The organism is Pontibacter lucknowensis (genome assembly GCF_900156415.1).
Taxonomy (GTDB): Bacteria; Bacteroidota; Bacteroidia; order Cytophagales; family Hymenobacteraceae; genus Pontibacter; species Pontibacter lucknowensis.
In genome coordinates this window covers 792887-818566 of record NZ_FTNM01000002.1, presented here as the reverse complement: position 1 = coordinate 818566, position 25680 = coordinate 792887, and the positions used below count along the sequence as shown (strand labels likewise).

The following is a 25680-nucleotide window of genomic DNA, read 5'->3' as shown; positions in this document are numbered from 1 at the left end:
GGTTTAGCGTGAAAAGATCGTCTAAGGTATGATTATTTGTTGTAATTGCGTGCTCCGAATATACCGCTGCCGACACGTATGAAGGTACTGCCCTCAGCTAAAGCAAGTTCCCAGTCTGAGGTCATGCCCATCGAGATTTCTTTGAAGTCATCGTTGGCGATAAAAAACGTTTCTTTCAGTTTCTCAAAGTAGCCACGCAGCGTTCGGAATTCACCTCGGAGTTTATCCTGGTCATCTGTATTGGTGGCGATGCCCATTACTCCGGTGATACGGATAAAGTGCATGTTGCGGTACTCTTCGCTTTGCAACAGTGCTATTGCCTCCTCGTAGGTCATGCCATATTTGGTCTCTTCATCGGCGATGTCGAACTGCAGCATACAGTTGACAGGCAAGGTACGGTTAAACTGCTCTGCTCTTTTATTGATTTCTATCAGCAGTTTGAGGCTGTCCACAGACTGAATAGTGTCGATGAACTGAGCGATCTGCTTTACTTTATTTGTCTGCAGGTGCCCGATGAGGTGCCAGGCGATGTCGTGTGGCAACAGGTCCCGTTTCTCCAGCAACTCCTGTACTTTATTTTCGCCAAAAATGCGGTGGCCAGCGTTGTAAGCTTCCATGATCATTTCAGGCGGATGCGTTTTGGATACAGCTACCAGGCGGCAGGGCGTGTCGCGCAGTTTCTCATCAAAAAATCGGATATTATCAGCAATTGCAGACATAGTTTTATGTAGTGTGTTCAATCTAATTTTCGCACTTGTATTGATCAGGTATAGGCTGGTTTAAAACGCTTTATTGCGGGTTAAAGCTTGTTAGAAGGTATGGCAAGAACTAAGATCAAAGTTCTATACTTCTCAAACTCCTAAACCCCTAAACTCCCTAGTCCTCCAACACATTGGTCATAAAGGTATTCTTTAGCGCCATCCAGCCAACAAGTAGCAGCAATGCCCATTTCAGGTATACCTGGTAATAATCGTAAGTGTCCCGGAAGCGTTTCTCCCGTACCTCTGTCTTCTCAAACTGGTTGATGTTTTGAAATACCTCCTGCAGACCGTCACGGGTGTCAGCTCTGAAAAAACGACCTTCTCCGGTCTCTGATATCTCACGCAGGCTTTTTTCGTCTAACTGCGTTTCTACTAACAAGGTTTTGCCATTGGCGTCTACGTCGTAGGGTACGAGGCCGTCTTTCCCTATACCTATGGTGTATACCTTGATCTGATGGGCGTATGCCAGACGGGCAGCCATGGTGGGGTCGAGGCTACCGGCTGTGTTCTCTCCGTCGCTTATCAGGATCGCTACTTTGGATTTGGCATTAGAGTCGCGCATGCGGTTGATGGCCACTGCCAGGGCACTACCGATGGCCGTGCCATCATTCGGGATCATGCCGTTTTCGATGGAGCGGATGCTTTCGCGTAATAGTTCGTAGTCGGTGGTGAGAGGAGCCAGGGAGTAAGCGTCGCCGGCAAACACCACCACTCCGATACGGTCAGCTACGCGACCGTCTATAAAGTTAATGGCAACGTCTTTGGCAGCTTCCAGTCGGCTCGGTTTGATGTCCTGTAGTTCCATGGATCCTGACACGTCCAGCACCAGCACGATGTCTATACCTTCGGCGGTTTGCTCGACTTGCTCATTTATACGCTGCGGTCGGGCCAGGGCCAGTAGTACCAGCATCACAAACAGCATGTAAACCACATCAGGTACAAAGCGCAGCAGACTGGACCATTGCCACTTTACAGTTCCCTCAAACATGGCCATGTCGAGCTTGCTGCGTGACTTTAAGCGAAGCAGCCCCTTGATCAGGAAGAGGAGGGGCACTACCGGCAGGGCATACAGCACCAGTGGGTATACCCAATCAAAAGAGCGCAGTGTGCCCAGGCTAAACCATTCCAGGCTGAGCCAGTCCAGCATGTTATCGTTAAGTCCTAGCATTACCGGTTATTTCGCGATGGGTTTTATATCTGCTTCTGGCAAAGCGGCGCAGCATGCCCAGCGCCTGGTTTGTTTCCTGATCGGGTTCGGCCGTTACGTTTCCGTATATGGCTTTGTCGCACAGGCGAAGCGCCACGTTCACTTGCTCGTCGTCATTGTAATACTCCACAATTTCTTTTGTCGTGAATGAGTTGATGGCGCTTCGTTCCAGTTTAGTGAGGTAGTTTTTCCAAAGGGCCACCGCTTTCTCCATACTCGATGGAACACCCGTTTTTACGAAACGATCGACATGGGAATTATACCTGGAGTTGAAGTACAAGTGGTCTTTTCGTAGTCGGTAGAGCTGGTATTTTGTCTTGATCGTTTGTCCAAACACCAGCCATACCAATGTAATGAATGCAGCGATGGTGACGATCCAGAGCATCAGCACAGGCCAGTCGAAACGCTCCTCTACCGGCGACAGGGTGGTTTGAGTACGTAGTTGCAGCGGTGTGGAAACCTCCTGCACCAGCTGCCGCAATACCACCGACTGCCTCTGCGATACCACCTGCAGGGTGTCTGTGCCCCGTAGTACAATGGCGGGCAACTCCAGCGACTGAACAGGCGAGGTATCAAAGGTGCGTAAGGTATATACGGTGCTGTCCGTGCTGATGCCTGCGCGTGTAGCGGTCGGGTAAAACTCCTGTCGCACCAACTCGAAGGGGGCGAAATTGTAAGTGGAGTCTGGCAGGATGACTTCCTGCACGGCCGGGTGCCGGTGCACCAGGGTATAGCGCACAAGCTCCCCGATATGCACGGAGTCCTTGCTGAAGCTGCCAGCCGGTGGCAGCAACTGCTGTGCCTTTGCACTCAGGGTAAGGAAACAAAAAAGTATAAGCAGGGAGTTACGCACTTTTCTTGGATGTTCGGTTACGAAGGCGGAACAGGTTTACCAGCTGCATCACATAGTCTTCATTGGCCTGTATGGCCAGGTAGTTGGCCTGGTATTTCTGGCAGATCCGGATCACCCTGTCCTGGTTCTGTTTGTACTGGGCAAAATAATGCTCTTTGAATTCTGCGCCGGAGGTATTGAGCCAGATTGTCTTACCCGTCTCCTTATCGACCACTGGCACAATGCCCAGGCTTGGCATATTGCGCTCACGCAGGTCGAGCAACTGTATCACGATCAGGTCATGGCGCTTTGCGAGCATGGCCAGTTCCTTTTCATAATTTACATCAATGAAATCGGAGATAAGTAGGATAATGCTGCGGCGCTTGACAATATCGAGTGTGAGCTTGATGCCGGCTGCCAGGTTGGTTTTAACTGATTTAGGAGTCAGCTCGTGCAGCGCTTTAATCAAGGTATAAGCCTGTTCTATACCTTTGGCGGGCTTTATGTACTTCTCTTTCTGATCACTGAAGCAAATAATGCCGATCTGGCTTTGCTGGCGGGCGGCTGCAAGGGAAAGCACTCCGCAGATCTCTTTGCCAACATCCAGCTTGTGCTGGCGCCCTGTGCCCACGGTCTGGGAAGCGCTTACGTCCAGCATCAGAAACACGGACTGCTCTTTTTCCTCCCGGTAGGTTTTCACGAAGGTGCCATGCCCCTTGGCCGATACGTGCCAGTCGATCGAGCGCACGTCGTCGCCGTACTGGTAAGCGCGCACGTCATCAAACTCCAGCCCTGTTCCTTTAAAAACAGAATGGAAGTCACCCTGCATCTGGGTGTTGATGGCTTTGCGTATGCGTATCTCGTACTTGCGCAGCTTTTGAACAAGTTCCTTCATAAGGGTAGGGGCTTTGCCTCAGATTTTAAAATTAGGACATATTCCCGTAATATTACATTCGTGAAACGAATTTTATACCTACTTTCCTTTGTCGTGCTGACTGGCTGTGGCCAGAGCAGCGAAAAGCGGCCCGCTGACCTGCTGCCTGAGCAGAAGATGGTGCAGATCCTGGCTGATGTGCATATTGCCGAAGCCCGCATCGAAAACCATGTTCTGTACCCGGACACCGCCCTGATGGTCTTCAACAAAGAACAAAAGCAGATTCTGGTGCAGCATGGTGTAGAAGAAGAAGACTTCAGGAAAACCTATCGCTACTATCTGAACAACCTTGGGCAGATGGACCGCCTCTACGAAATCATTCTGGACACCCTGAGCGTGCGCGAAGCCAAACTGCGTTCCATTGATACAACTGGAGCTGAGCCTGGTCGCAGACCCAGATTGGAGGGCATGCAGGAGGCTTATTAATTTAAATCAGTTTGCTTCCGTTTGGTACTGGGCCGGCCGGTTGCGCCAGCACTATATCCCCGTGCTCGTCCGCAAAGCCTGTCACTAATACCTCTGACATGTATTTCCCGATCTGTTTGTTTCCCAGGTTAGCGACACACAGTACCTGCTTCCCAGGCAGGTCATTTAACGTATAGTGCTTCGTGATCTGGGCACTCGATCTTTTCATACCCAGCGGCCCCAGGTCGATCAGGAGCTTATAAGCAGGTTTACGGGCTTCCGGAAAATCTGTGGCCTCTACTATGGTGCCTACCCGGATATCTGTTTGTTCAAAATGCTGCCATGTAATGGTCGGCATGGCCTCTGCGGGTGTGTGCATGGTATTGTCAGTTTTACTCAGCCAAGTTACAGATTTTGCTTTAAAAATTAGCCAGTTGCGGTTGGTGCTGTGCCCCGCGGTAACATTAGGCCTATACCCGCGTATCCTATGCAACTGGCTTTCTTACTGTTAAAAGAGCTAAAAGTATAAGTCAGACAAAGCTATTGCAAAACCTTAAAACTATGAAAAGAGAATCCGGAGCTAGTTTCCCTGTGTGGGTAGAGAACATATCGATGCCTGTTACCAACCCCTTAGTAGACAATATAAAATGTGATGTCTGTGTTGTCGGCGCAGGTATAGCAGGCCTGACAACGGCCTATCTGCTGGCCAAAGAAGGCCGTGACGTGGTATTGCTCGAGGCCAAGGAGATAGGCGGTGGAGAAACCAGCCGCACGACGGCTCACCTGTCCAATGCTCTGGACGAGCGATTCGACGAACTTATCCGTCTTTTTGGAGAAGATGGTGCCCGCTTGGCCGCCCAAAGCCACGGAAAAGCGATTGATAAGATTGAAGAAATCATCAAAGATGAAAAAATAGACTGTGATTTTGCAAGGGTAGACGGCTACCTCTTTGCCACCGACAACCAGCAACAGGAAGACCTGATGCGGGAACTGGAGGCAGTCCAGAAAATAGGCTGGCTGGATGTTGTGCTGCGAAAGCACAGTCCGCTGAGCACCCTCACCGAATTCCCTTGTCTGCAATACCCGAATCAGGCGCACTTTCATGTGCTGAAATACCTGTCTGCCCTGGCAAATGCCTTTATCAATGCAGGAGGCCGCATCTTTACCAAAACCAAGGTGGAGCGATTCGATACTGGTCCGGTTGTATCCGTAGTTTCCCATGACGGACATGCTGTTGCAGCAAACCACCTCGTGGTGGCTACTAACACACCGATCAATGACATGGTGACGATGCACACAAAACAGGCACCCTACCGCACTTACGCCATTGGGCTGGCAGTGCGCCAGGGGGAGGTGCCCGACGCATTGTACTGGGACATGGAAAATCCGTATCACTACGTCCGTCTGCTCAGAGGCAAGGCTGGCGGAGAGGATGGAGAGGGACTTGATTTGCTGATCGTGGGAGGCGAAGATCACAAAACCGGGCAGGCCGATCACCTGAGTCAGCGATTTGATTCACTGGAGCGCTGGACCCGTAAACATTTCCCGATGGCTAAAGACGTTATGTACCGCTGGTCTGGTCAGGTGTTTGAGCCAGTGGATGGCCTTGCCTTCATTGGCCGCAATCCTGGTGACAGCGATAATGTGTACATTGCCACTGGCGACTCGGGCCATGGCATGACTCACGGTACGATAGCTGGTATGCTGATCACAGACCTGATACAGGGTAGGCCGAACCCATGGGAGAAGCTGTACGACCCGGGCCGCAAGAGCACCAAGTCTGTAGGGGAGTTTTTGAAGGAGAATATTAACGTGGCCGCGCAGTTCAAAGACTATGTGACGCCAGGAGAGGTAGAGGACCCCATGGAAGTACTGCCAGGAACCGGCAGAATTATGCGTAAAGGTATGGCTAAAGTGGCGGTCTACTGCGATCAGGACGGGGTGCGGCACCAATGCTCTGCAGTATGCACCCATTTGGGCTGCGTCGTACACTGGAACGAGGTTGAAAGCTCGTGGGACTGCCCATGCCACGGCTCCCGTTTCGATCCGTTTGGGAGAGTTATTACCGGACCAGCTAGCAAGGACCTGGGCCCGGCATCATAAGGAACGGTAACCGGAAACAGAAAGCCCTGCTTTACGATAGCGTAAAGCAGGGCTTTATTGAATCATGTTTTATTTCCAGGCGTCTAACTCCTGGAGGCGATGTGAAATCCGCTCCGACCAATCCTGCTGTACCTGTGCATCCAGACCATGGCGTGACAGCTTGTCGAACTGATCCTGCTCTGCTTTCCAGGCTTTGAATGCGTTGCCAACGGTTGCGTTCAGGTTTGTTTTCAGGTTACCGCAGGAAATACCCAGTTCCTTCAGTTCTTTGCGCAGCATGCGGGCATGTACTTCCGTCAGATCGAAATGCAGTTGCTCATGTGCCAGTAGCTTCTCAGACTGCTTGTTCTTGGACCAGGACTCTCCGGGTAGGAACACGCACTTCACCTCGTAGTAAAACTTATTGTCTTTGCAACGGGCGTCTACGGCCAGGTTGGCAGCCGTCAGGGCATGGTGTGGGTTATTCGACTCAGGCGTCCCCCTGAAATCTTCCCAGTTTAGCTTCCGGGTTGCAGACCAGGCCAGCTGTTCATTGTTTGAAACACTGAGGCTGGCTGGGTTCGGAACATAAATAACAGAGGCCGGCGAACCGGCTGGGGTTGGATAGGGCATAAGCAGGCCTACCAACAGGCTAAGGAGTAGAGTGATAATAAACATCGGCTAAAAGTTTAAAAAGTCTCTATCGGGGCAACACTGGCTCCTGTAAATAGGTGCCACTATTGCATTATTTTATTTACTAAGCCTACTGCTTAGCATTTTAAAGCGCCAGAATAGTAATATAGCAGCAACTGATAAGCCAACTAACAGACCAGTCCAGACACCGTTCACACCGAAATCAAGTTTAAAGCAAAGCACATAACCAACCGGCAGACCAATTACCCAATAAGCAATCAGGGAGATCAGGCTGGGTATCCGCACATCTTCCAGACCACGCAGAGCACCAAGTCCCACTACCTGCACACCGTCCGAGATCTGGAAAAGTGCAGCAATAATCAGCAGGGTAGCGGCTATCTCGATCACCACCGGATCGTCTATGTACAGGGAAGGTATGAAATTTTTGCCAGCAATCATAAGAAGACCGCTGCCCATCATGAACAGGGTGCCCATGACAAAGCTACTGATACCAGCCACCTGCATGGACCTGTAGTTTCGGAGTCCTTTCTGATTGCCTACCCGTATGGTCGCCGCCGCCGCGATGCCGCTGGCCATCATGTAAGTAACAGAAGCCACATTGATGGCAATCTGATGTGCGGCCAGTTCACGCGCTCCCAGCCAGCCGATCATAATAGCCGAGAAACTGAAAGCACCCATTTCAAACACCATCTGGCCTGAGATGGGGAGTCCCAGACGGAAAATGTGGTACATGTGCACAAGAGACAGGTGCCGGAAGGTGAGGAACCGATGGAATGCGGCAAATCGTTTGGCATAGAGCACATAGCCTCCCATCATCATGGCCATGATAATGCGCGAGATCAGGGTTGCCCAGCCTGCGCCTACCAGTCCCATCGGCTCAAAACCCAGTTTACCAAATATCAGAATGTAGTTGAGTACCACGTTGAGAGCATTGGCAATGATGGAGATGTACATAGCCTGCTTTGTGAGCGAGAGCCCTTCCGCAAACTGGCGGAAAGCCTGAAACACCATCAGCGGTACCATGGACAGGAACAGGATATTGATGTAAGGTATAGCCTGCCGGACTACTTCATCCGGTTGCTGGAGCAAGGTGATGTAAGGCGAAAGAAAGTAACCAGCTATAAAAAGAACCACCCCCAGCAACAGGTTGGAAAATAAGCCATTAAGCAGAAGCAGGGAAATGCGGGTATAATTACGCCGGCCGTCTGCCGCAGCAATCAGTGGTGTGATGCTGTAGGAAACGCCCAGGCCGAAGACCAGCGTGATCGTAAAAATACTGTTGCCCAGTGAGGCAGCCGCCAGGGGAATCGTACCGATCTGCCCCACCATCAGGCTATCGAACACACTCACCATAATGTGCCCCAGCTGACTTAGCACGACAGGATATGCCAGCAGGAAATTTTTACGGAAGTGCTCTTTGTATTCTTCGGATCTCATAGGGGCTTCTGGAAAAGGACTGCAAAATTAGCTTTTTTTCCCTTGCCCTGCACCTTATGATTTTATAGTGCTTGATGATGATATGGTCAGCTGGCTTTTCTGAGGTTGCGCAGTTTCGTCAGGATTGCCTTTGCCGGTATTGGCAGTAGCACAAGCGCAGCTGTCAGGACGATCTTTTTTGTATTCATGAAAGTGTTAAATTGGGTAATGCAGAGAGATTAAACAGCTTTAAAAAGCATATCCGCAAAGCCGCCTTCTTCATCCAGGTAGGAGGTGACGAATTCGAACCCGGCCAGGCGACCCATTTCAGTGGTCTGCGGCAGTGTATACTTATGTGAGCTCTCCGTATGGATCGCCTCCCAGGCAGTAAACGAATAACGCTCCTGTGTAGCTTCCAGGTATACCTCCTGGTCACGTTGGCTTACCAGAAAGCTTTTCATTACCCCCAGCTGTGGATCGTACAGGGCATAGTGTTTGAAGCCATTCAGGTCAAAATTACCTCCTAATTCTCTGTTGATGCGCTCCAGCAGGTTCATATTAAAGGCAGCTGTTATACCGCTGGCATCGTTGTAGGCTGCCAGGATAGTCCCTGGATCTTTGCGTAAATCCACGCCGAGCATGAAAAGATCCCCTGGCTGCAGATGCTGCCTGATCTGGCAGATAAAGTCCTGCCCCTCTTCACGCTCAAAGTTGCCAATGTTGGAGCCCAGGAAGAGGACGACCTTTCGTTCGTTCAAGTGTTGCTCGAGCCACTTCAGGCCTGTGATATACTCTGCCACTACTGCGCGCACATGCATTTCTGGGTGCTCCTGCCGCAGGTCCTTGCCCAGTTCCTGCATCGCAGACCCCGATATATCCATGGGTACATAATCAAAGGGCTTCTCCTGCTTTACCAGTTCCTGCAACAGCAGATTGGTTTTCATGGCATCTCCTGCACCCAGGTCTACCAGGTGAAAGAAGCCATCAGCGGCAAATGCACTGACCATAGCCGACCGGTGCTGCTGCATCAGACTATACTCGGCCCGCGTCAGGTAATACTCGGGCAGGGCCATGATCTGCTGGAATAGCCTGCTTCCCTTGGCATCATAAAAGTAGCGGGAAGATAATTGCTTGGGGCTCTGGCCTAGGCCTTCAGCTACATCTTTGGCAAACTCAGCTCTGTCCTGGCTGCCGTCTGTCTTTCTGGAGAGGTCAATCAGCGTATTAGGGGTTGTTTGTAAAAGCATAGTTTTATTGTGCCAGTCTTATTCCGGAGAATTGCCAGCGTTTGTCGGGGTGAAAAAAATTACGGTAAGTGGTTCTGATATGGCGCTCAGGCGTTGCGCAGGAACCACCCCGCAACACCATCTGGTTGACCATAAACTTCCCATTGTACTCACCCAGTGCGCCGGGCGCCGTCGAGAATCCAGGGTAGGGGTGATAGGCACTGTAGGTCCACTCCCAGGTATCCCCATAAAGCTGCTGCATACCTGTGCCTGAGGTAGCAGCCTTGGGTTCATACATACCTGTTTCCTGAAAGTTGCCTTCAACAGGTGGGTATACCTGCGAAGCCGCCTCCCATTCAAACTCCGTCAAGAGGCGCTTTCCTGCCCAGGTGGCATAGGCCTGTGCCTCATAGAAACTGATGTGGCTGACTGGTTTGTGCAAGTCCAGCTTTTCTAGTCCATGCATAGTAAACTGATACCAGTCCCCGTCCTGCTCCAGCCAGTATAAGGGGGCTTTGAGATTATCTCTCCGTACCATGGCCAGTCCCTCGTCCAGCCAGAAACGGAAATCGCTATACCCGTCCTCCTGCATAAACTCCAGGTATTCCCTGTTGGTTACCAGCCGGTTCATGATCTGAAAGTCGGCAAGCAGCACCTCGTGCACACCCAGCTCGTTGTCGAAGCTGAAACCCTCTCCCTGAAAACCGATGCGGTAGATGCCGCCGGGCACTTCCAGAAATGCTGCCTCTCCCGGATTGGATGCCTGTGGAACTGACACTGCTTCGTGGTAAGCAGGTAAAAGCGCGTTGGTGCTAAGAATATACTTGATATCGGTGATAAGGAGTTCCTGGTGCTGCTGTTCATGTTGCAGACCCAGTTCCAGTACAGGCAGCAACTCTTCCAGCTTTTCGTCGCTCAGCGTGTTCAGTAGCTCACCCATATGTTCATTCACATGGCGCCGGTAAGCATAAACATCCCGAAGGGGAGGTCGGGTAAGTGTGCTTCGCTCTGCCCGCTGCACCCGGTTGCCTACCGTATTATAGTAGGAGTTGAACAAAAAGGCATAGCTTGGATGAAACACCCTGTAGTTTTTGAGGTATGGCCCTAATACAAACTGCTCGAAAAACCAGGTAGAATGGGCCATGTGCCATTTTGGTGGACTCACATCCACCATCGGTTGCACCACAGTATCTTCTGGTTCGAGGGGAGCGCAAATTTTTTCAGTCTGAGTCCGGATCTGGTTAAACCGCTCGAGCGTGGTCTTGTTGATAGAAGCAGTCAGTATGTTCATAGGCATCTGGGGTATGCTGGAGATACAGAAGCAGGTTAATGCAGCGGAGGGAATGCATTAAAGTGCTTCTAACTGTCGTATTAACTCATTTTCTACGTACTTTGTTTTCGATAAGCCGATATTAGTAAGACTAAACTGATGCTATTATGCCTTTATTTCTGACAGTTACACCTCATCAACTTCAGTTTAAATTTGATGCCCGCACTTCACGTGGCGCTATGCGAACGCATCAGGTATACTACCTGCACCTGCACGATTCAGACAGGCCTGGCATGACCGGAGTGGGTGAGTGTGCGCCACTCCCAGGTTTGAGCATCGATGCACGTCCTGACCTGGAATCTAAACTTAACCAGCTATCGGAGGAAGTTCGGCAGCGGCAATTCACAGCAGATGAGCTGCATAAGCTTTTAAAGTCTGATGAACTAGTCGAATGGCCATCCATACGGTTTGCGCTCGAAACAGCATGGCAGGATCTGCAGCAGGGGGGCAGGAAAATACTATTTATGAATGACTTTAGTCAGGGGACCACAGGTATACCGATCAATGGTTTGGTCTGGATGGGGGAGAAGGATTTTATGCAGCAGCAGATCAGTAAGAAGCTGGATGAAGGCTATACCTGCCTGAAGCTGAAAATAGGCAGTTTGGATTTTGCCACCGAGCTTGACATACTGCATCAGATCCGGGAAGTGGCGGGGCCGGATGACCTCACCATTCGGGTGGATGCAAACGGTGCTTTTGCTCCGGAAGATGCTTTCCGGAAACTGGAGCGCCTGGCCAGGTATAGCCTGCATTCCATCGAACAACCCATCCGGCAGGGGCAGCCTGAACAGATGCAGCAACTCTGTGCCTATACGCCTGTACCTATCGCCCTTGACGAAGAACTGATCGGGGTGCAGGATGCCACGAAACAGGCTGCATTATTAGACTTTATAAAGCCGCAATACATCATCCTGAAGCCAACCTTAGTAGGAGGACTGCAAGCGAGTGCTGACTGGATCGATATGGCAAGGGAGCGCGGCATAGGCTGGTGGATGACTTCGGCACTGGAATCGAACATCGGGCTCAATGCGATCAGTCAGTTCACGGCCAATTACGCGATCGATATGCCGCAGGGACTGGGCACTGGCCAGCTTTACCACAACAATGTGGCTTCTCCACTTCAGATAGACAAAGGCTGGCTCCGGTATGGAGATGGCTCCTGGGGCGAACTGCCCAAATAGGTTGTCTATACCTTAGTAAGAGCTATAAACAGAGGCGGCCTGCAAATCTTGCAGGCCGCCTCTGTTTATAGCTGGTATGTCTATTAGTTTGATCCCGGACGACCGCGGTACATTCCCGGACCACGCTGCATGTTCTCTTCAGTAGCCGGTGCTCCTTTGAAGCTGCGGATGTTATAAGAGAAAGTCAGCATGAAGAAGCGCTGCAGCACAGTGGACTGCACATCCTCTACATAAGACTCCGTGATATTGCGACGAATGCTCACATTCTGGTTCATCAGGTCATTCACGCTCAGGCTGATCTCACCCTGTTTGTCTTTGAAGATCTTCTTGCCAAGGCTCATGTTCCAAAGCAGGAAGCTGTTGTCCACTCCAGCTGAGAGACCAGAGTTGTACTGGTGGTTCAGCTCGGTGCGGTATACCAGGTCTTTCCAAAGGATCCAGTTGTAGCGAACGCTGGTGTTCTGGTTGAAGTAATTGTTGTTCTGAGTCGTACGCAGTGTGTTTGACACAATGTTGTAGCTCGAGAAAGTGGACACTGAGAAGTCTATTTTTTCGCTGATGTTGCTGCTGATGTTAATACCGGCACCCAGGTTAGTGTTATTGGCATAGTTGATCTGTTCGTCAATCATACCTGGTATTCTGGAATAACCCACCGTACCATTCACATTAAAGTTAGAGCTGATAAAATTAAGCGGCTGCCCGTAGTTGAAGAATGAACGCACATTGTAGTGCCCATCCAGGTTTACAGGGCGGCTCAGGCGGGCACCCGGGCGCAATTCATATCCTTCAGCTATACCTTCAGGTACGTTAGTCGTGTACACGCTGTTGGCTACGTAGTTGTTGGTCATCGTACCGAACATGCCGATAAAGAACACGCGGTTTGTCTCCGCATTGAAGTTGCGGTAGCGGATGTTCAGACGGCTCTGGTAATCTTGATCCAGGTCTGCGTTACCGATGCGTGCCTGCAGCGGGTTAGAGATGTCCAGCACTTCCTGCAGCTGCTCTACAGATGGCACGTTGGTGCTGGTTCTGAAGTTCAGGGTCAGGTTCTGAGAGTTAGAGAACTTGTACTCGTACTCAGCCGACGGGAGGAAATTGTTGAACTTACGCTCCAGTGGAGCCAAATCAACCGGAAACTGGCTGTCCGTGTTCAGTGTCGCGTACTGGTAACGGGCATTCAGCTGAAGTCTGGCTTTGTCGTCGCGGTACTGGTAGCTTGGGCCTATGTTCTGAGAGAGGTAATCGCTCTTGAAGGTGCTGCTCAGCGGTGTATTGAAGTTTGTATATCCACCGGCTGTTTCCATGTAGTCGTAGGTTCTGCGGTCTGAGTCACGCATCTGGTTGCCAATGCTATACTCTAACTGCCAGCGGGATTTTTCACCCAGGCGCTGCGAGTAGTTGGTGCTGCCTGACCAGCTGAAGTTTTTGCGGTCTAGGCGAATGTACTGGTCGCGGAGCACGTTTCTATCAGGGTTTTCAAAGTTCTCGGTCTGCTCAAACTGATAGCCATCTCCATCTACATTGTTGATGCTCGTATTGAAGTTAGTCGTCAGAATGCGGCCAGAGTCACCGAAACGCTTTGAATAGAGGATGTTGTTGTTGAAGTTGAAGGAGGTGTTGTCAGAGCTTGCGCGGTTAAGCGACTCCGAAAGCGTGCCTTCCAGATCAAAGGTGCGGGCGTTTCTGCCAGTAAAGCTGTTATCATTCTGCACACGCAGGCTAGGAGTTACCAAAAGGCGGTTGTTCTCATTGATGTTGTACTGCAAACGCATGTTCAGGCGATGACCGTCTTCACGGTCTCGGTTGTCGGCATACTCAGTATACTGCAGACCAGCATCATCGGAAACAAAGTCACGGAAACGGTACTGGTCGTTGATGATATCGCGGTTGGTGTAGTTGTAGTTGGCGCTCACATCCATTTTCTTACCCCACTTGTCCTGGTAGTTGATGCCGAAGTTGTTGGTGTTGATAATACCAATCGGGGAGCCACCGCCCCAGCCGCCTCTTCGACCACGCATGCCACCACCTGGTGTTTCACCGATCGAGAAGTCAAACATGTTGATGTTGTTGGTCAGGCCTGTTACCGTGATGCGACGGTCGTTGTTGAAGTAGTTGACAGCGGCACCGGCCATGTACCGGTCATCAGTACCGTAGCCCGCGGAGATCTTACCCGTATAACCCTGACGGCGGTCTTTACGGGTTATGAAGTTGATCGTCTTGAGGCGGTTGCCATCATCAAAGCCACTGAAGGCAGCCTGATCGCTCTGGGCGTCAAATATCTGCACATTCTCGATCATGTCAGAAGAGATGTTACGCATGGCCGAGGTTACATCCTCACCGGTATAGCGTTTTCCGTCGATCATCACCTGGCGTACTTCTTCGCCCTGTGCCTGAATACGACCATCCTGTACCTGCACTCCCGGCATTTTAGTCACTAAGTCCTCGGCACTGGCATCAGGCGCTGTCTTGAAGGCCTTGGCATTGAATTGGGAAGTATCACCTTTTTGCTCACCAAGCGGTGCACGGCCGATAATCTGCACTTCACCCAGTCTGGTGTTTTGCTCCTGCATGCTCAGCACACCCAAATTGACAGGTGCCTGTGCCACCTGCACCGGCTTTGACAGCATGTCATAACCCAGGAAACGAACCTCCAGGGTATAATTACCAGAAGGAACCCGCTCAAAGCGGAAAGCGCCCTGGCCATCAGTCATCGTGGTCAGGATTGCCTCGCTGGCTGCACGCTTCATTACGACGCTGGCGCCCGGCAAGCCGCTTTTGTCCGTGGCACTCTGCACCGTGCCGGTTACGGTTTGTGCGTATACCTGTGAAAAGCTGATCAACATGATCAGCAGAGAGAATAATTTTCTCATCAGATTGTAGAATTGAGTAGTAGTGATGGTCTATTAAGTAATCGGATAATTAAGCGTAAGATCATCAGCAAGCGGTATGGAGCCCTGCTGTTGCTATCTTTAGAATACAGAAGGGAGGCTAAGGTTTAAACATTAGCTAGAAATATTTTCAGAACAGGATGAACGGGCAGATAATGTCGATAAACTGCGTTAGCAGGCAGACAAACCTGTCCCAGCGTGACTGTCGTCAAATCTCGCGGATAGGAGTACATGCTCTTCTGGGCTTCAAACAGAAGGGGTGTAAAATCCGGCTAGCGGTGCTTTTCCCGTAACAGTTCAGCTACTTTTACCATACCTGTGCTGGCTTTCTCTTCGAACAGATGCAGGTTTGGCCGGGGCCGCATATAGGGGAGATTGGGGTCTACCACAAAGATCGGCGCTTCATCCGGAACCAGGTCCACAAGACCGGCAGCGGGATATACCACCAGGGAAGTGCCCACAACCAGAAAGATATCTGCACACAAGGTTTCTGCCATGGCCTGCTCCATCATCGGAACAGGCTCACCAAACCACACGATATTGGGGCGGAGCTGGGAGCCGCGTGCACATTTATCGCCGAGGTTCAGCTGCCAGCCTTCTATCGGATAAACCAGCTTAGGATCAAGTGTACTGCGGCTCTCGAAAAGTTTGCCATGGAGGTGAATCACATCAGTAGAGCCGGCCCGCTCGTGCAGGTCATCCACGTTCTGCGTAATGATCTTGACCTCAAAGTCCTGCTCTAGTTCAGCCAGTATTTTGTGGCCGGCATTGGGTTGAACGTTGTGTGCATTTTTCCGTCGCTGGTTGTAGAAGTCCAGCACAAGTTCCGGATTCTTACGCCAGCCCTGTGGGGAGGCCACTTCCATCACATCATGCCCTTCCCAAAGTCCGTTTGCATCGCGGAAGGTAGCGATGCCGCTTTCCGCACTTATACCTGCTCCTGTAAGCGCTACAATTCTTTTCTTAGACATGCATCTGCTGATTTGATCTCCTGTAATTTACTCTGTGTACGCCATTCGGGTTTATTTATCCGCCGGGTGATCCTATAGAAAACCTTATACCTATACCTGCAGAAGGGACGTAAAAAAGCCGCTCATTTTAGAGCGGCTTTTCCTGGTTATTTCTTCTTCGCCGTGCCCGTTTTCTTGGCGGCCGGTTTTTTAGCGGCGGCCTTCTTGGCAGCTGTTTTCTTGGTGGCCGGTTTCTTTTCAGCTGTGGCTGTTTCGGCTTTCTTCTTGAATCCGCCACGACCCTTCTTCTCGGGTGTCTGCTCCGCCAGGTCCAGACATTCCTGCAGGGTAAGATCAGCCGGTTCTTTCCCTTTCGGGATCTTCACGTTTTTCTTGCCCACTACGATGTAAGGGCCATACCTGCCATTGAGCACCTGCACATCCGGATTTTCCGGGAAAGTCTTGATGAGTTTTTCGGCATCGGCCTTCCGCTTCGCTTCAATGAGAGCAATGGCTTCATCTGCCGTTACCGTCATCGGGTCCAGTGTCTTGGGCAGAGAGTAGAACTTGCTGGCGTGGCTGATGTAAGGACCGAAGCGACCGATGGCAGCCTTCATCTCCTTGTCCTCATACACCCCGACGATGCGTGGCAGTTTGAACAAGTCCAGGGCGTCTTCCAATGTCAGGCTTTCTATGAACTGGCCTTTGCGCAGGCTGGCGTAGACTGGTTTATCACCTGTATCCGGATTTTCTTCTCCCAGCTGCACGTAGGGACCGAAGCGTCCTAGTTTGGCTATGATCTTCTGCCCTGACACAGGATCTATACCTATCTCACGTGCACCAGAAACGTCGGCACGGTTAATGTTTTCGCTGTTTTCAATGCGCTTATGGAATTTCTCGTAGAAATTCTCCAGCATTTGTTCCCATTCCTGCTGCCCGTGAGCGATCTCGTCAAACTCAGCCTCTACACGGGCTGTGAATGAGTAATCGATCACATTCGGGAAATGTTCTACCAGGAAATCGTTCACCACCATGGCCATATCCGTGGGGAAGAGCTTGCTCTTCTCCGCACCTGTGATCTCGGTTTTGGTCTGCGCGCTGATCTGGTCATTTTTAAGCGTCAGGACGTTGAACTTGCGCTCTTTACCTTCTCTGCTGTCCTTCTCAACATAACCACGTTTCTGGATAGTTGAGATGGTAGGAGCGTAGGTAGATGGTCGGCCTATACCCATTTCTTCCAGTTTTTTTACTAGGCTGGCTTCTGTATACCTTGGCGCAGGACGGGAGTAGCGCTGTGTTGCCTGCATCTGCCGTAAGCCAAGCTGCTGGCCTATACTTAAGGGAGGCAACATGCCCTTTACATCTTCGTCACTACCTTCTTCATCGTCTTTCGACTCGATGTATACCTTCAGGAATCCTTCGAACTTGATCACCTCTCCGGTAGCCACCAGTTTGTCGGGCTGCGTGGAGATATCGATCGTGGCAGTTGTTTTCTCAATTTCGGCATCAGCCATTTGAGAGGCAATGGCACGCTTCCAGATCAGTTCGTACAGTCGCTGCTCGTTGCGGTCGCTGCTCGCTACTATTTGCGAGAAGTCGGTTGGGCGGATGGCCTCGTGTGCCTCCTGCGCTCCGGAAGACTTCGTTTTGAAACGACGGGTCTTCACGAACTTCTCCCCAAAGGAGTTGCGTATCGCGCTGGATGCGCCTTGGATCGCCTCGTCCGATAAGTTGAGGGAGTCAGTACGCATGTAGGAGATTTTACCAGCCTCGTACAGGCGCTGTGCTACCGTCATGGTCTGGGCAACTGAGAAGTACAGCTTGCGGCTGGCCTCCTGCTGCAGGGTAGAGGTCGTAAAAGGAGGGGCGGGGCTGCGCTTGAGCGGTTTCGTCTCCAGGTTGCCAATTGTATAGTCAGCTCCGACACATCGTTGCAGGAAAGCCTGTGCCTCTTCCTCGGTTTTGAATTTAGCAGGCAACTCCGCCTCCAGGGTTTTGCCCTGCACATCAAACTGGGCAGTGATCCGGAAGCTCGACTCAGCGTTGAACTTCTCGATCTCACGCTCACGCTCCACCACCAGGCGCACAGCCACAGACTGCACACGACCAGCTGAGAGGCCTGTTTTGATCTTTTTCCAGAGTACCGGTGAGAGCTCAAAACCTACCAGGCGGTCCAGCACGCGGCGGGCCTGCTGCGCATTCACGAGGTCCATGTCGATACCACGCGGTGTGCTGATAGCGTTAAGGATAGCGTTTTTGGTGATTTCCCGGAAAACAATGCGGCGTGTTTTGGCTTCGTTCAAGTTCAGGGCTTCGGTCAGGTGCCACGAAATGGCTTCTCCTTCGCGGTCGTCGTCCGATGCGAGCCATACCGTTTCGGCTTCCTTGGCAAGTTTCTTTAGCTGTGAAACGACGTCTTTTTTGTCGCTCGATATCACATAAGTGGGTTTAAACTTATTTTTGATATCGATGGCGTTGTTGTCTTTAGGCAGGTCCCGCACATGGCCGAAACTCGATTTCACCACAAAATCTTTTCCCAGGTATCCTTCAATCGTTTTGGCCTTGGCCGGTGACTCGACTATGACTAGATTTTTTATCATCCTTTATATTTAGGGGCGATTCATTTGAATTTTGCCCAAAGTTCAAATTTTTTTTCAAACATATACAACCTGAAATTGATAACATAGGTTTAACATGCCATCATTGTTTTGGTGAACAGGCTGTTTTATTAGCTTAACTATCTATACGGACCACTTTTATAATTATATGCAACGATTGTTAGTCATTTGCCGCCACGCAGAGTCAAATGATCCCTTCCCGCTCCAACCAGACTTTGAACGGGAACTCACAAAAAACGGACAGCATCAGGCGAGAATAACCGGGCAGTGGCTCCGTGACACGTTCCAGAAGGTTGATATGATCCTGAGCAGCCCGGCCCCACGTGCCGGTCTGACCGCCAGGCTATTGGCTGACAAGCTATACTTTGATGAGGAGCGGATTGATTACGTCCCTGACTTCTACAATGCACGAGAAAATGTGCTGGCTAAGGTACTGGGCAAGCTTCCGGACCATGTGACGCGTGTGCTGCTGGTCGGGCACAACCCAGGTATAACAAGCCTTGTTCGTACCCTGACTGAGCAGCATGTCGCTTACCTCGAGCCGGCTGGGGCATACGCCATCAAGTTCGATCTGGACACCTGGCAGGACCTGCATGTTAAAAGCGGAAAGCTGGAATCAAGCTTTATACAAGCTTAAAGTGCAGGCATTATTTGTCAGTTTTTTTTGATAGCTTTAGAAACTCATTACTATTTGCACCTATACCTGATCATCAAGAAGCTGGATGAAAACTAAAATAGTAGCTGTGATTAACCAAAAAGGTGGCACAGGTAAAACAACTACCACCATCAACCTAGGCAGTGCACTAAGCAAATTAGGATATAAGGTCCTGCTGGTTGATCTCGACCCTCAGAGCAATTTATCCTATAGTCTTGCTGTCTCTTCGCCTGATCAGACACTGGCCGAGGCTTTTCTGGGGTCACAATCCTTCAAAGACATTATAGTTGAAAAAGATGGCCTTTGGGTAGCTCCGGGGTCGAACGAACTGGTGGATGTAGAGATATCGCTGGTTTCGCAGCCGGACAGGGAGCAGTTCCTCAAAACCATGCTCTCGCAGGTCAAAGGGTTTGATTATGTGCTGATTGACTGTCCACCATCGCTTTCAGTCCTAACACTGAATGCACTGACAGCCTCGCAAGAAGTACTCATACCTTTGCAAATGGAGGTACTGACCCTGCAGGGCCTGGACCAGATCATGCAGACGATTGCCAAAGTAAAAAAAGCATTTAATCCGAAACTTAAAATCAAAGGGATCGTAGTGGTCATGTTTGATGTGCGTCGCAAGCTGAGTCAGGAAGTGCTTGCATACCTGCGCGAGAACGTGAAAGAAAAAATATTTGACAGTCAGATCAGACTCAATGTAAAGCTGGCAGAAGCACCATCTTTTGGCAAAAGTGTGTTAGACTATGATAACGCTTCCAATGGGGCGAAAGACTACACCGCACTTGCCGCTGAGTTTTGCCAGGTATAACGTTAGCTTGCAAACAATCGCTATTTTTGAGTAAATTGCCGTAACATTCCCCTTGTACTGTTCAGCCTGTCAGTCTAAAACTGATGCTGACGAAGGGTCGGACAGATGACAAACCCCATACAACCCTAAACATATGGCCTTAGGTAAAAATTTGAAGCTGAGCAAGGAAAAGCTCATCAGTGACGTAGAAACCAGCCAGTCAGAAAAGTCGACTCCGTCGCGTGCGAAAGCCAAGCAGCAGACGCCCGTTGCCACAACTACCGTGGAAGAGAAGCCGGAGACGTCCAAGCCAAAACAGGAAAGCGCAACTACCGCTGCCTCGTCAGCAAAGCCAGAAACATCTGATGCTGCTGGCAGAAAAGATGCTGGAACCAGCTCGCTTGCAGTGAAAAGTGCCCCTAATGGCAAGCAAAGCCGCAAGCAGGTGTTGCCTTCAAGCCCTGAGTACATCAGCGAACAGTTGAACAAAGTGCTTTATGCACTTGATGCCTTTAAGAAAGGGGATATCTCAGTTCGCCTGACAAAGCAGAACGACGACATCTTTGCTGAGATCGCCGAAGCCTACAATTCGATGGTGGAAATGATCGGTGGTGTAGGCGGGGAGGTGTCGCGCATTTCTAAAGTAGCCGGTGTGGAGGGTAACCTGAAAGCCCGCGCCTCGGCCGAGAATGCTTCCGGTTTCTGGAAGGACATGATCAATAACATCAACGGCCTGGTGGATTCCATTGCGGTTCCTGTACTTGAAGTGGGTAAAGTACTGAAGAACATCTCGCGTGGTAACCTGGACGAGACTTTCCAGATTCCTGTATCGGGTGACTTTAAGGTGATGGCCGAAACCATTAACCGCACGATTGACAACCTGAACCTGTTTGCAGGTGAGGTAACGCGTGTGGCCTTGGAAGTGGGTACGGAGGGTAAGCTAGGTGGCCAGGCATCGGTGCCAAACGTGGCCGGTGTTTGGAAAGACCTGACTGACAATGTAAATACCATGGCCAGTAACCTGACATCCCAGGTACGCGACATTTCTAGTGTGGCGACTGCGGTAGCGAAAGGTAACCTGGCTCAAAAAATATCAGTGGATGTACGCGGTGAGTTTGCCCAGCTGAAGGACAACATGAACCAGATGGTGGACTCACTGAACATCTTTGCTGACGAAGTAACCCGTGTGGCGCGTGAAGTGGGTACCGAAGGACGCCTCGGCGGTCAGGCCAAAGTACCAAACGTGGGCGGGGTTTGGAAGGACCTCACCGACAACGTGAACACCATGGCAAGCAACCTGACCTCTCAGATGCGTGACATTGCGAACGTGTCTACTGCTGTTGCGAAAGGCGACCTGACGCAGAAGATCACAGTGAATGTACGTGGTGAGATGGCTGAGCTGAAAGACATCATCAACCAGATGGTGGACTCGCTCAATATTTTCGCAGGTGAGGTAACCCGTGTGGCGCGTGAAGTGGGAACAGAAGGTAAACTAGGTGGTCAGGCTGCTGTACCAAATGTAGAAGGTACCTGGAAAGAACTCACTGACAACGTGAACCTGATGGCAGGTAACCTGACCCTGCAGGTACGTGACATTGCTGAGGTAGCAACAGCGGTAGCAAAAGGTGACTTGACCCAGAAAGTGTCTGTGGACGTGAAAGGGGAGCTGGGTGACCTGAAAGACATCCTGAATGAAATGGTGGACCGACTGAATGTGTTTGGCGCGGAAGTAACCCGTGTGGCACGTGAGGTAGGAACAGAAGGTATACTGGGTGGCCAGGCCAACGTACCAAACGTGGCGGGCATCTGGAAAGAGCTAACCGACAATGTGAACTACATGGCGTCTAACCTGACGCTGCAAGTGCGTGACATCGCCAATGTAGCAACAGCAGTTGCGAAAGGTGACCTGAGTCAGAAGATCACGGTGAACGTGAAAGGCGAACTAGCCGACCTGAAGGAGAACTTGAACCAGATGGTGGACTCACTCAACATCTTTGCTGACGAGGTAACCCGTGTGGCAAGAGAGGTGGGTACGGAAGGTCGTCTCGGCGGCCAGGCATCGGTGCCGAATGTGGGCGGTGTTTGGAAAGACCTCACCGACAACGTGAATACCATGGCCTCCAACCTGACCCTGCAGGTACGCGACATTGCCAATGTAGCCACCGCGGTAGCGAAAGGCGATTTGGCGCAGAAAGTGTCTGTGGACGTGAAGGGTGAGCTCGGTGAGTTGAAGGAAAACATCAACCGCATGGTGGACTCGCTCAACATCTTCGCCGGTGAGGTAACCCGCGTGGCCCTTGAAGTGGGTACAGAGGGTAAGCTGGGTGGACAGGCCAACGTGCCGAACGTCGCCGGTGTTTGGAAAGACTTAACAGACAATGTAAATACCATGGCCTCCAACCTGACAACGCAGGTACGAGGTATAGCAAAAGTGGCCACCGCGGTAGCCAAAGGCGACTTGAGCCAAAAGATTACGGTAGAGGCCCGCGGTGAGATTCTCGACCTGAAAGAGAACCTGAACCAAATGGTGGATTCCCTCAACATCTTCGGTGACGAAGTAACAAGAGTGGCCCGTGAAGTAGGTACGGAAGGTAAACTGGGCGGACAGGCGAATGTGCCGAATGTAGCAGGTACCTGGAAGGACCTGACCGACAACGTGAACTACATGGCCTCCAACCTGACTTCTCAGGTACGTGACATTGCCAAGGTAGCGACCGCGGTGGCGAAAGGTGACTTGAGCCAGAAGATTACTGTAGAGGCTAGAGGTGAAATCCTTGACCTGAAGGAGAACCTCAACCAGATGGTGGATTCCCTGAACATCTTTGCTGACGAGGTAACGCGTGTGGCAAGAGAAGTGGGTACGGAAGGTCGTCTGGGTGGTCAAGCCAATGTACCGAAAGTACGCGGTACCTGGAAGGAGTTGACCGACAACGTGAACACCATGGCTTCCAACCTGACCCTGCAGGTGCGCGACATCGCGAAGGTGGCAACTGCTGTAGCGAAAGGTGACCTGACCCAGAAAGTGTCTGTGGACGTGAAAGGTGAGCTCGGTGAATTGAAGGAAAACATCAACCGCATGGTGGACTCGCTCAACATCTTCGCCGGTGAGGTAACCCGTGTGGCCCTTGAAGTGGGTACAGAGGGTAAGCTGGGCGGCCAGGCCAACGTACCAAATGTAGGCGGTACCTGGAAAGACCTGACTGATAATGTAAATACCATGGCCTCTAACCTGACAACGCAGGTACGAGGTATAGTACGCGTAGTAACCGCGGTGTCGAAAGGTGACCTGACCCAGAAACTGACCCTCGAAGCAAGAGGCGAGGTGGCAGAACTGGCCGATACGATCAACACCATGGTGGTTGACCTGAACCGATTGGCGGGAGAGGTTAGCCGCGTGGCGAGAGTAGCGGGTGTGGAAGGAAAACTGACTGAGCGTGCGACACTCGCAGGCGTAGGCGGTAGCTGGAAAGAGCTCGTGGATACGCTCAACGACCTGTTGGAGTCGATTGTAACGCCGGTACTGGAAGTATCCCGCGTGGTGCGTGCGATATCTGAAGGTGATTTAACGCAGAAGGTAGAAGCCCACACCGCAGGTGATATCCTGGACATGGCAAATGCCTTGAACCTTGCCGTTGACAACCTGAATGCCCTGCTTGGTGAGATCAATGACTCTTCACTTGTTGTGGGAAGTTCTTCGGAAGAGATGGCAGACAAAGGTCTTGAAATGAACCGCGTAACGCTGGATGTGGCGCTTGCCATGCAGCAAATGGCGGAAGGTGCTCAGAATCAGGCCCTCAAGACAGACCAGGCCTTCAAATTGATAGAAGAGATCATGAAAACCACGAAAGACACGGCCAACCGTGCGGAAGTGGTGAACAAATCAGCCTTGCTGGGTGAGGAAACTTCGCAGTTAGGTCTCAAAACAGTGGCAGAAGTGGTGAAAAATATGGAAGAAATCTCTAGCTCTGCCTCCCTTACCTCTAAAACGATTGAAGTACTAAGTGCCCGTTCGCAGGAAATCTCCAAGTCACTTGGTGTAATCACCGACATTGCCGCTCAAACGAACTTGCTTGCCTTGAACGCAGCCATTGAGGCGGCCCGTGCAGGTGAGGCAGGACGTGGTTTTGCGGTAGTAGCCGAGGAGATACGTAAACTGGCCGAAGGGTCACGCAAGTCAGCCAGCGAAATTGCGACACTGGTAGATGACGTGAAAAAAGATACTGCATCAGCTGCAATGGCGATCTCAACCATGGAAGGCCGCGTTCTCAAAGGAAAGAATGCGACATTCGAAGCATCCGGCGCCTTCAAAAACATTGCTGCTTCCAGTGGTGAAACGCTACGTACCGCACAGGACATCCTGACGGCGACTGAGGTACAGAAGTCATCGATCGGGGACGTAGTAAAATACGTGGAAGAGGTGGTAGCCATTGCCGAGCAAACGGCCTCCGGCACACAGCAGGTGGCTAGCACTGCCAAGCAACTGTCCACTTCGATGCAGGAGCTGACATCATCTTCTCAGAACCTGAACGACATTGCCGCGGATCTTCAAATCAGTATTTCCGCCTTCAAGCTGGTAGATGGCAACCTGGTGTTCAACCACAGCCCGAACAATCGCCGCCTGGCTTCCATGCCAACCAAGCCGAAGCAAAAGCAGCTTGCCGGCAATGCTCGTCTGAGCTCGGTAAGCTCCCGAAACAAGAACAGCGAGGACAATAGCAAATAAACCGCTCCGGACTGATGAAAGAAAAGACGACCAAAAAAGAGGCGCCATCAGCAGGAGCAGCCGTTGAATCCGGAACGGATAAGACAGCTGAGACTGCAGTGGCTTCTGCCAAAGATAATCCGGCCAAGCCTGAAGCGGTAAAGGAAGAAATGATTCACCTGATCGTTTTCAAGCTTGGAGCGGAAGAATATGGTATCAAGATTGATCAGGTAAAAGAGGTAACCGTTACGCCAAATGTAACCCGTATGCCCCGAACGCCTGATTTCATTAAAGGGGTAGCCAATATCCGTGGTGATATTATTGCGATCATGGATCTGGAAGAGCGCTTTGGCATTCGTCCTGTTCCACTGGCCGGAGACCTGAATCCGCACATTACCTATACCCTGGTGATTGAAGCAAAGGAGTACAGCATTGGGGTGATTGTGCGCGAAGTACCGCAGTCCCTGAACCTGTCTATGACCAAAATTGACAAGACTCCCTCATTTCTGCAGGACATCAATATCCATGAGAATTACATAGAAGGCATTGCCAAGGTGAACAACCGCCTAATCATTGTACTGGATATGTACAAAATCCTGACACAGGACGAGATCAGAGAGTTGAAAAGTAACTAAAGCCGTTCATTCAAATTGAAGCTATACTTTAAAGTATGAAAAGAATTCTGATTGTAGATGACTCTTTCTACATGCGCACAATGCTCAAAAATATGCTCACCGATGCGGGCTATGAGATCGTTGGAGAGGCGCCCAATGGGCAGACAGCACTTGAGCTGGCCAAAGAAACCAATCCTGACCTGATTACCCTCGATGTGATTCTGCCAGACAATACAGGGCTTGATGTGCTGAAAGGCATTAAAGCAGAGCAGCCTGATATGAAAATCGTGATTGTGAGTGCCGTAGGGCAGGAAGTGATCGTGAATGAGGCCCTGGAGTATGGAGCACTTTCGTACATCGTAAAGCCTTTCTCTGAAGAGAAGGTGCTGGAAGTAGTAAAGAAAGCGCTGGACGAATAGCGCTGTTCTGACT

The 25680-nt window shown here is 51.0% G+C and carries 20 protein-coding genes; 8 read left to right on the top strand and 12 right to left on the bottom strand.

The annotated features are described in order from the left end of the window. Positions 1-32: 32 nt before the first annotated feature. From BW972_RS09710 to BW972_RS09695, 4 genes are all read right to left on the bottom strand, one after another. The gene (locus tag BW972_RS09710; RefSeq protein ID WP_076421947.1) at positions 33-719 is read right to left on the bottom strand and encodes a YggS family pyridoxal phosphate-dependent enzyme; all 687 of its coding nucleotides are present in this window, start codon (positions 717-719) and stop codon (positions 33-35) included. 157 nt (positions 720-876) lie between these two features. After that, positions 877-1929 carry a vWA domain-containing protein gene (locus tag BW972_RS09705; protein ID WP_076421946.1) on the bottom strand — a complete coding sequence of 351 codons (1053 nt, stop codon included), beginning with the start codon at positions 1927-1929 and terminating at the stop codon, positions 877-879. After that, positions 1916-2821 carry a hypothetical protein gene (locus BW972_RS09700; protein ID WP_076421945.1) on the bottom strand — a complete coding sequence of 302 codons (906 nt, stop codon included), beginning with the start codon at positions 2819-2821 and terminating at the stop codon, positions 1916-1918. The genes BW972_RS09705 and BW972_RS09700 overlap by 14 nt, the downstream gene beginning before the upstream one ends. Further along, positions 2814-3695: a DUF58 domain-containing protein gene (locus tag BW972_RS09695; protein WP_076421944.1), complete on the bottom strand. Its 882-nt coding sequence runs from the start codon at positions 3693-3695 to the stop codon at positions 2814-2816. The genes BW972_RS09700 and BW972_RS09695 overlap by 8 nt, the downstream gene beginning before the upstream one ends. Before the next feature lie 60 nt (positions 3696-3755). On the opposite strand from BW972_RS09695, the gene BW972_RS09690 reads away from it, so the two are divergent. After that, entirely contained in the window at positions 3756-4160 is a 405-nt protein-coding gene (locus BW972_RS09690; protein ID WP_234986342.1) for a DUF4296 domain-containing protein, read from the top strand. A 1-nt stretch (position 4161) separates the two neighbouring features. Here the strand turns inward: BW972_RS09690 and BW972_RS09685 are convergent, their stop codons facing one another. After that, a complete protein-coding gene (locus BW972_RS09685) occupies positions 4162-4518 on the bottom strand; it encodes a tRNA-binding protein (protein ID WP_007657575.1) in 357 nt (118 codons plus the stop codon). Positions 4519-4700: 182 nt separating this feature from the next. On the opposite strand from BW972_RS09685, the gene BW972_RS09680 reads away from it, so the two are divergent. After that, positions 4701-6242, top strand: coding sequence for an FAD-dependent oxidoreductase (locus BW972_RS09680; protein ID WP_076421943.1), 1542 nt, complete (start codon positions 4701-4703; stop codon positions 6240-6242). 69 nt (positions 6243-6311) lie between these two features. On the opposite strand, the gene BW972_RS09675 is transcribed toward BW972_RS09680, so the two are convergent. The 4 genes from BW972_RS09675 to egtB all read right to left on the bottom strand — a co-directional run bounded on the left by BW972_RS09675 (position 6312) and on the right by egtB (position 10808). Beyond that, positions 6312-6899, bottom strand: a complete 588-nt coding sequence (locus tag BW972_RS09675; RefSeq protein WP_007657579.1) for a DUF922 domain-containing protein — start codon at positions 6897-6899, stop codon at positions 6312-6314. A gap of 72 nt (positions 6900-6971) precedes the next feature. After that, positions 6972-8312 (bottom strand): MATE family efflux transporter, encoded by a 1341-nt coding sequence (locus BW972_RS09670; RefSeq protein ID WP_007657581.1) that lies wholly within the window; start codon positions 8310-8312, stop codon positions 6972-6974. A gap of 218 nt (positions 8313-8530) precedes the next feature. Then, positions 8531-9538, bottom strand: coding sequence for an L-histidine N(alpha)-methyltransferase (gene egtD, locus BW972_RS09665; RefSeq protein ID WP_076421942.1), 1008 nt, complete (start codon positions 9536-9538; stop codon positions 8531-8533). 4 nt (positions 9539-9542) lie between these two features. Continuing rightward, a complete protein-coding gene (gene egtB / locus BW972_RS09660) occupies positions 9543-10808 on the bottom strand; it encodes an ergothioneine biosynthesis protein EgtB (protein ID WP_076421941.1) in 1266 nt (421 codons plus the stop codon). A gap of 146 nt (positions 10809-10954) precedes the next feature. On the opposite strand from egtB, the gene menC reads away from it, so the two are divergent. Further along, entirely contained in the window at positions 10955-12028 is a 1074-nt protein-coding gene (gene menC / locus BW972_RS09655) for an o-succinylbenzoate synthase (protein ID WP_076421940.1), read from the top strand. Between the two features lie 83 nt (positions 12029-12111). On the opposite strand, the gene BW972_RS09650 is transcribed toward menC, so the two are convergent. From BW972_RS09650 to topA, 3 genes are all read right to left on the bottom strand, one after another. Further along, the gene (locus tag BW972_RS09650) at positions 12112-14898 is read right to left on the bottom strand and encodes a TonB-dependent receptor (RefSeq protein WP_234986341.1); all 2787 of its coding nucleotides are present in this window, start codon (positions 14896-14898) and stop codon (positions 12112-12114) included. Between the two features lie 290 nt (positions 14899-15188). Continuing rightward, complete coding sequence (locus tag BW972_RS09645; protein ID WP_076421939.1) at positions 15189-15887, bottom strand: SIR2 family NAD-dependent protein deacylase; 699 nt, start codon at positions 15885-15887, stop codon at positions 15189-15191. Positions 15888-16033: 146 nt separating this feature from the next. Beyond that, positions 16034-18466, bottom strand: coding sequence for a type I DNA topoisomerase (gene topA / locus BW972_RS09640; protein WP_076421938.1), 2433 nt, complete (start codon positions 18464-18466; stop codon positions 16034-16036). Between the two features lie 166 nt (positions 18467-18632). Here topA and BW972_RS09635 point away from each other — a divergent pair, with 166 nt between their 5' ends. From BW972_RS09635 to BW972_RS09615, 5 genes are all read left to right on the top strand, one after another. Further along, the gene (locus BW972_RS09635) at positions 18633-19121 is read left to right on the top strand and encodes a SixA phosphatase family protein (protein ID WP_076421937.1); all 489 of its coding nucleotides are present in this window, start codon (positions 18633-18635) and stop codon (positions 19119-19121) included. A gap of 85 nt (positions 19122-19206) precedes the next feature. Then, the gene (locus BW972_RS09630; RefSeq protein WP_076421936.1) at positions 19207-19953 is read left to right on the top strand and encodes a ParA family protein; all 747 of its coding nucleotides are present in this window, start codon (positions 19207-19209) and stop codon (positions 19951-19953) included. A gap of 133 nt (positions 19954-20086) precedes the next feature. Further along, the gene (locus tag BW972_RS09625) at positions 20087-24655 is read left to right on the top strand and encodes a HAMP domain-containing protein (protein ID WP_076421935.1); all 4569 of its coding nucleotides are present in this window, start codon (positions 20087-20089) and stop codon (positions 24653-24655) included. A 14-nt stretch (positions 24656-24669) separates the two neighbouring features. Then, entirely contained in the window at positions 24670-25269 is a 600-nt protein-coding gene (locus BW972_RS09620) for a chemotaxis protein CheW (RefSeq protein WP_076421934.1), read from the top strand. Positions 25270-25304: 35 nt separating this feature from the next. Then, a complete protein-coding gene (locus BW972_RS09615; protein WP_007658217.1) occupies positions 25305-25667 on the top strand; it encodes a response regulator in 363 nt (120 codons plus the stop codon). Positions 25668-25680: the final 13 nt, after the last annotated feature.

What these genes read in the sequence shown, in the direction of transcription:
- BW972_RS09710 (WP_076421947.1), bottom strand. Translation starts at nt 719, where the DNA reads ATGTCTGCAATTGCTGATAATATCCGATTTTTTGATGAGAAACTGCGC.
- BW972_RS09705 (WP_076421946.1), bottom strand. Translation starts at nt 1,929, where the DNA reads ATGCTAGGACTTAACGATAACATGCTGGACTGGCTCAGCCTGGAATGG.
- BW972_RS09695 (WP_076421944.1), bottom strand. Translation starts at nt 3,695, where the DNA reads ATGAAGGAACTTGTTCAAAAGCTGCGCAAGTACGAGATACGCATACGC.
- BW972_RS09685 (WP_007657575.1), bottom strand. Translation starts at nt 4,518, where the DNA reads ATGCACACACCCGCAGAGGCCATGCCGACCATTACATGGCAGCATTTT.
- BW972_RS09680 (WP_076421943.1), top strand. Translation starts at nt 4,701, where the DNA reads ATGAAAAGAGAATCCGGAGCTAGTTTCCCTGTGTGGGTAGAGAACATA.
- BW972_RS09675 (WP_007657579.1), bottom strand. Translation starts at nt 6,899, where the DNA reads ATGTTTATTATCACTCTACTCCTTAGCCTGTTGGTAGGCCTGCTTATG.
- BW972_RS09670 (WP_007657581.1), bottom strand. Translation starts at nt 8,312, where the DNA reads ATGAGATCCGAAGAATACAAAGAGCACTTCCGTAAAAATTTCCTGCTG.
- egtD (WP_076421942.1), bottom strand. Translation starts at nt 9,538, where the DNA reads ATGCTTTTACAAACAACCCCTAATACGCTGATTGACCTCTCCAGAAAG.
- egtB (WP_076421941.1), bottom strand. Translation starts at nt 10,808, where the DNA reads ATGAACATACTGACTGCTTCTATCAACAAGACCACGCTCGAGCGGTTT.
- menC (WP_076421940.1), top strand. Translation starts at nt 10,955, where the DNA reads ATGCCTTTATTTCTGACAGTTACACCTCATCAACTTCAGTTTAAATTT.
- BW972_RS09650 (WP_234986341.1), bottom strand. Translation starts at nt 14,898, where the DNA reads ATGAGAAAATTATTCTCTCTGCTGATCATGTTGATCAGCTTTTCACAG.
- BW972_RS09645 (WP_076421939.1), bottom strand. Translation starts at nt 15,887, where the DNA reads ATGTCTAAGAAAAGAATTGTAGCGCTTACAGGAGCAGGTATAAGTGCG.
- topA (WP_076421938.1), bottom strand. Translation starts at nt 18,466, where the DNA reads ATGATAAAAAATCTAGTCATAGTCGAGTCACCGGCCAAGGCCAAAACG.
- BW972_RS09635 (WP_076421937.1), top strand. Translation starts at nt 18,633, where the DNA reads ATGCAACGATTGTTAGTCATTTGCCGCCACGCAGAGTCAAATGATCCC.
- BW972_RS09630 (WP_076421936.1), top strand. Translation starts at nt 19,207, where the DNA reads ATGAAAACTAAAATAGTAGCTGTGATTAACCAAAAAGGTGGCACAGGT.
- BW972_RS09625 (WP_076421935.1), top strand. Translation starts at nt 20,087, where the DNA reads ATGGCCTTAGGTAAAAATTTGAAGCTGAGCAAGGAAAAGCTCATCAGT.
- BW972_RS09620 (WP_076421934.1), top strand. Translation starts at nt 24,670, where the DNA reads ATGAAAGAAAAGACGACCAAAAAAGAGGCGCCATCAGCAGGAGCAGCC.
- BW972_RS09615 (WP_007658217.1), top strand. Translation starts at nt 25,305, where the DNA reads ATGAAAAGAATTCTGATTGTAGATGACTCTTTCTACATGCGCACAATG.